The organism is Nocardioides sp. P5_C9_2, assembly GCF_054049555.1.
This window is the reverse complement of the sequence record NZ_JBFUMD010000251.1, coordinates 1-5,625: the sequence shown is the minus strand read 5'-3', so window position 1 is coordinate 5,625 and position 5,625 is coordinate 1. Positions and strand designations below refer to the sequence as shown.

6 protein-coding genes are annotated in these 5,625 nt (G+C 74.1%); 4 read left to right on the top strand and 2 right to left on the bottom strand.

The genetic code is table 11. The features are described from left to right. Window positions 1–1,079, top strand: a 1,079-nt coding sequence (locus ACXJKL_RS13130; protein ID WP_457207490.1) for a hypothetical protein, incomplete at its 5' end; no start/stop codon positions are given. After that, entirely contained in the window at window positions 1,076–2,323 is a 1,248-nt protein-coding gene (locus ACXJKL_RS13125) for a hypothetical protein (protein ID WP_457207489.1), read from the top strand. The genes ACXJKL_RS13130 and ACXJKL_RS13125, both read left to right, overlap by 4 nt. Before the next feature lie 8 nt (window positions 2,324–2,331). On the opposite strand, the gene ACXJKL_RS13120 is transcribed toward ACXJKL_RS13125, so the two are convergent. Continuing rightward, a complete protein-coding gene (locus tag ACXJKL_RS13120) occupies window positions 2,332–3,015 on the bottom strand; it encodes an EcsC family protein (protein ID WP_457207488.1) in 684 nt (227 codons plus the stop codon). 29 nt (window positions 3,016–3,044) lie between these two features. Then, window positions 3,045–4,382, bottom strand: a complete 1,338-nt coding sequence (locus tag ACXJKL_RS13115; protein WP_457207487.1) for a calcium-binding protein — start codon at window positions 4,380–4,382, stop codon at window positions 3,045–3,047. 93 nt (window positions 4,383–4,475) lie between these two features. Here ACXJKL_RS13115 and aat point away from each other — a divergent pair, with 93 nt between their 5' ends. Then, window positions 4,476–5,183, top strand: coding sequence for a leucyl/phenylalanyl-tRNA--protein transferase (gene aat, locus ACXJKL_RS13110; RefSeq protein ID WP_457207486.1), 708 nt, complete (start codon window positions 4,476–4,478; stop codon window positions 5,181–5,183). Window positions 5,184–5,239: 56 nt separating this feature from the next. Further along, window positions 5,240–5,625 (top strand): hypothetical protein (locus ACXJKL_RS13105; RefSeq protein WP_457207485.1); only part of this gene is annotated, 386 nt, incomplete at its 3' end.

Sequence of the window (5,625 nt, the reverse complement as noted above, 5' to 3'; positions counted from 1 at the left end):
CCGGGAGCCCCGGGGCGGCCCGCGCGTGGGGGTGGGTGGCGCACCTGCGCGATGGTGGTACGACGCCCTGGTCGGCGTGGGCCGGCGAGGCGCCCGCCTCCGGCCGGGTGCTGCCCGGGGCCCAGCAGCTCGAGCTGCTCCGCCGCCTCAACGTCGCCGGCGGGGTCGCGCCGTCCGTCGCCCATCGGGTCCTGACCGCCGCGGCCCCTGGTCGTGGCAAGCCCGACCTGGCCCTCGCCGGCGTCCCGCGGTCGGAGTACGGTCCCCGGCCCGTCGACCCCGGCACGCTGCCCGCCGACGAGCTGGTCCGGGTGGCCACCAGCGTCCTCGCCGAGGACGTCGTCCGCCTCGGTGTGCCGCGCGGGGCGCGAGGTCTCCCGCGGCCCTGGGCGCGGCCGCACCGGGTGGCCGGCGACCCGGTGATGGCCGTGGCCGCACGTCAGGCGCTGGGTCCCCGCCACCTCGGACGGGGCCGGATGGTGGTCATCGGCGCGCCCCTGGACCAGATGCTCGCCGACGTGTGGACCCGGAGGTGCTTCGAGCGCGGCTCCTTCGCCTGGTCGGAGTGGCTGCGGTTCTGGCGGCAGCGCGACCAGCTGCCGCCCCGCATCGACCTGCCGGCCGTCGCCGAGCGCCACCGTGGCTCCCCGGGAGGCGTCGTCGTGGTCCTCGAGCGGACCGCGCTGCCGCAGGCCCTCGGCGTCCGACACCTGCCCCCGCTGCGGCGCCCGGGTGCCGATGCCGCCGAGCTGGGCCGCCGGATCGCCACCGTGGTCGGGGTGCTGGTCAGCACCGACGAGCGCGCGGCCCTGATGTCGCGGACGCTGTGGCCGCGGATCCCGCTCACCACGATGCCGCCGGTCAGCGTGCCCGACGAGCACCGGGAGTGGGTGACGCGCGCGGCCGAGGGGATGACCCGTGGCCTGCGGCGGGCTGGCTACCCTGTCGTCGGCGATCCCGCCGCCGTGGCCCCGGTCCTGACCGGCGAGACGCCGGCGGCGGAGCGTCCCGACGTCGCGGTGCTCGAGCTCGCGGTGCGGATGCTGGTGGACGACGACTGGACGAAGGAGGCGCGGTGACGACCTCCCCGATCCCTCCGTCCGACCTCTCGTCCGACCTGACGTCCGCGCCGGAGTCGCCCCGACGGCGCGTGCTGCTGCACGTCGGCACCCCCAAGACCGGCACGTCGTACCTCCAGGACGTGCTCTTCCGCAACCGCGAGGCCCTGCGCGGCCACGGCATCCTCTATCCGGCGGACCGCTTCGACGGGCACTTCCTGGCCGCCCTGGACCTGATGCGGCTCACGTGGGGCGGCCTGGAGACCGAGGCCGTGGGCGCGTGGGACCGGCTGTCGGAGCAGGTGCGCGCCTGGCCCGGCACCTCGATCGTCAGCCACGAGATCCTCTCCACCGCCTCCCCGATGCAGATCGACCGGGCGATGACGTCGTTCGGGGAGGGCGTCGAGGTGCACCTCGTCCTCTCGGCGCGCGACCTCGTCCGGCAGGTGCCGGCGGAGTGGCAGGAGAACGTCAAGCACCGCAGCCTCGTCTCCTACGCCCACTTCCTCGAGATGATCCGCGACCCCGATCGCGACACCCGGATCGGCTCGTGGTTCTGGGGCGCCCAGGAGATTCCCGACATCCTCGACCGCTGGGGGGCGATCCTGCCGCCCGAGCAGGTGCACCTGGTGACCGTGCCGCGTCCGGGTGCCGCGCCCGACGAGCTGTGGCGCCGCTTCAGCCGCACCTTCGGGCTGGACGGCCTGGACCTCGACCTCACCGCCGAGCGGGCGAACCCGTCCCTCGGCGTCCCCGAGACCGCGCTGCTGCGCCTGGTCAACAAGCGGGTGACGCCGGTCGTGGACCCGCCCGACTACCGGCCGCTGGTGCGCGAGCTGCTCGCCCACCAGACCCTGTCGCGGCGTACGTCGAGCGCCCGCCTCGGCCTGCCGCCCGCCACCCACGCGTGGGTCCAGGACGTCTCGCGCTCGTGGATCGCGGAGGTCGAGCAGCGGGGGTACGACGTCGTCGGCGACCTCGCCGACCTCCTCGGCGCGCCGTCGGAGGGCTTCACCGACCCCGACACGGCCCCCGCCGTCGACCTCCTGCCGGCCGCCCTCGACGCGATCACGGCGCTGCTCGTCGAGGGCTCACGGCTGCGGGAGTCGGAGTCCAACCTGGCGCGCGAGCTCGACGAGACCCGCCACGAGCTGCACCTCGCCCGCCGGTCGACGGCGGAGCGGACCGTCCAGGCGCTCGAGTCCCGCCCGTCCGGGCGCCGCGCGCTGGTCGTCTACCGGCGGGTGCGCCGCCGGCCCCACTGACGAGGCGGTCAGGGCCGCCGCGTGCGCGGCAGCAGCTCGCGATCGGCGTACCGTCCCACGCGCCACGTGTAGTAGCCGTCGGCGCCCGCCCCGACGACGCCGCCCACCACGGGCACGCGCCGACCGACGGTGGTCGCGAGGCGCTTGCCGGCCATGCGGGCGAGGATGTCGGAGGCCACCACGGCCGCGATGACGCCGTCCAGGTTGACGTCGTGTGCCGGAGCGGTCGCCAGGGCCATCGGGGGCGCCGGCAGCTTGCCCTTGCTCACCAGCGTCTCCACGGCCTCCTCGCCCAGCAGGGTCATCAGGATGGCGTTGCGGACGCGGGGGTCGTCGAGGTCGTGGCCGCGCAGGTGCGCGATGCCGGCGATCATCCGGCACTGGAGCAGGGTGAGGCCGGCGATGTTGGCCGGGATGGCGACCGCGGCGGTGACCAGTCCGCCCACGTTGGTCAGGAAGCCCTGGGCCCCCGCGAGGCGGACGTGKTTCTCGATGACCTCGTGGACGGCACGCTCGACGTGGCCGCCCTGCTCGGCGAGCTGCTTGTCCGCTGCCCTGGCGGCGGGCGGCAGCGGCCCGACCCCGTCGATGGCGCGGTTGAGCGACTCACGCACGAACGAGGTGGTCAGGCCGGGCGCGAGCTCGGAGATCTTGGGGGCGAGGTGCCGGCCGACGGATCCCTTCATGCTCATGCGCCCAGCCTACGGGCGGCCACCACCTCTCAACGGCGACGCTCGCACGAGATGGCCCGCTCGACGCCGACGCAGGTGTCGCGACCGGTGCTCCCGTTGGCGCGGTCACGACCCCGGCCGCCGTCGAGGAGGTCGCGCCCCCCGGTCCCCACGAGGAAGTCGTCGCCACCGCGGGCACGAGCCGTCAGCGACCGACCGCCGCTCACCGTGAAACGCTCGTCGGCCCCGGTGCCGATGAAGGTCCAGTGCGGGTGACCGCCACTGACCGCGAGGCGCTCGACCTCGAAGTACCCCAGCCGCGTGGTCGAGCCGGTGAACGTGACCCGGTTCCGCGGTCGGTCGACGCGCACCTTCTCGCCCGTGCCGAACGCCCTGCTGAGCCCCAGGGTCAGCGAGTCCTTGCCCCCGTCGCCGTCGATCTCGGTGCGGAAGCCGGGCTGCAGCCGGTAGTCGATCTGATCCTTGCCGGCTCCCGTCGAGACGTCGACGGGACCCTCGGCGTACACGCGGTCCTTGCCCGGGCCGCCCCGGAGCGAGCCCGCGGAGATCGGCGACGTGGTGAGGAAGTCGTTCCCGCCGTCACCGGAGAGCTGGTCGGTGCCGCCGCCGGACACCAGCCCGTCGGTCCCGGGTCCGCCGACGGCGATGTCGTCGCCGCCGTCGAGGGCCGGGAACGAGGTGGTCGCGTCGACGCCCCCGTCCACGACGAGGTGGTCGTCACCCGCGCGACCGTCGACGACGTCGTCCCCGGCGCCGGCCTGGACCAGGTCGTGGAACCGCGAGCCGGTGATGCGGTCGCCGAAGGCGCTGCCGACGACGCCGGCCGGTCCCTCGACCACGATCGTGTCGGTGCCCTCACCGGTGGCGGTGCCCGCGGTGAGGTCGACGGTCACGGGCCCCGTGGCGTCGGCGTACACGACGCGGTCGAGGTAGCCGAAGTCGACGGGGTGGATGTCCAGCGCCTGCCGGTCGGCGCCCAGGTCGACGTGGTCGTCGCCCGGCCCGGGCGCGACGAGGTCGGCGGTGTAGCCGTCGTCGATCGAGTACTCGCCGTCGAGGCCACCGAAGAGGCGGTCGTCCCCGGGACCGCCGGAGATCCGGTCCGGACCGTCGAGCCCGCAGATCACGTCGTTGCCGCCCGCGCCGTCGATGGTGTCCTTGCCGGGCGTCCCGACGATGACGTCGTCCCCGGGCGTGCCCACCACCGGTGCGGTGTCGTAGTCGGTGGCCGGCACCTCGATGGTCGCCGTCCTGCCGTCACAGGTGACGGCGGCGTGGGCGGGCACCCCGGTGAGTGCGCCGAGCGCGAGTGCGGCGCCGAGCGCCGGGACGAGCAGGCCGCTGGTTCGCGTCGTGGGCGTTCGCATGGTGTCCTCCGAGAGGGTCGAGCGTGATCTGGTGTCCGGTGGGAGTCCCCGGGGGCGGGGAAAGTTGTCGAGGTGTTGGCTACCGTGCCCACCGTGGCCCCCGTCAACCCTCCCGACACCCCGTGGGTCTTCCCCGATCCCGAGCTGTGGGACCCGGGGGACGACCTGGTGGCGGTGGGGGCGGACCTGGAGCCCGGCACGCTGCTCCGGGCCTACTCGTGCGGGCTGTTCCCGATGCCGATCGGTCCGCCGCAGGATCCGATGGGCTGGTTCTCGCCGGTACGTCGCGGGGTGCTGCCCCTGGACGGCCTCAAGGTCTCGCGCTCGCTGCGGCGCTCCGCGAAGGAGCTCGAGATACGCGTGGACACGGCGTTCGAGGAGGTCATCGACGCCTGCGGCGACCGGCGCCGCCCGGACGGCTGGATCACCCGCGACGTGCGGGCGGCGTACCTCGAGCTGCACGAGCTCGGCTGGGTGCACTCCGTCGAGGCCTGGCACGACGGACGGCTCGCCGGAGGCCTCTACGGCCTGGCGATCGGCGGGCTGTTCGCCGGGGAGTCGATGTTCCACCGTGAGCGCGACGCCTCCAAGGTGGCGCTGATGGGGCTCGTGGAGCTGCTCGGTGACGACCACGCGGCGGACCGGGTGCTCGACGTGCAGTGGCAGACCCCCCACCTGGAGAGCCTCGGGGTGGTCGAGCGCTCCCGTGAGGCCTACCTCGCCGACCTGCCCGTCGCCCTGCACCTGCCGCTGCCGGCCGCGTTCGGCCCCTCCGGGGCAGGTGTGGGGATCCGGGGATAGGGCAGGGTGGGGGTGACAGGCGCACCGCGCCGTACCCCCGTTCCCAGGAGAGATCCATGAAGCCTGCCCTGCTCGTCGCCTCGCTCGTCCTCGTGGGCGGCTCAGCCGTCGCCTGTGGTGGGGGAGGTGCCAGTGGTGCCCCGACCGACGCCAGCGAGAAGGACTTCTGCGACGGCTACCAGAGCCTGTTCTCCGACATGTCCGGCATGACCGAGGCCAGCGACAAGGAGATCATCACCACGATCAAGGACTGGGGGACCGCGATGCAGGACACGGGCACCCCCGAGGACATCTCCGACGACGCGCGCGCCGGGTTCGAGACGACCATGGCGCTGATCGACGACCTCGACGAGGACGCGAAGCAGACGGACTTCGAGAAGCTGGACGACGACCTCACCAAGGAGGAGACCGCGCAGGTGGACGAGTTCGACACCTACACCAC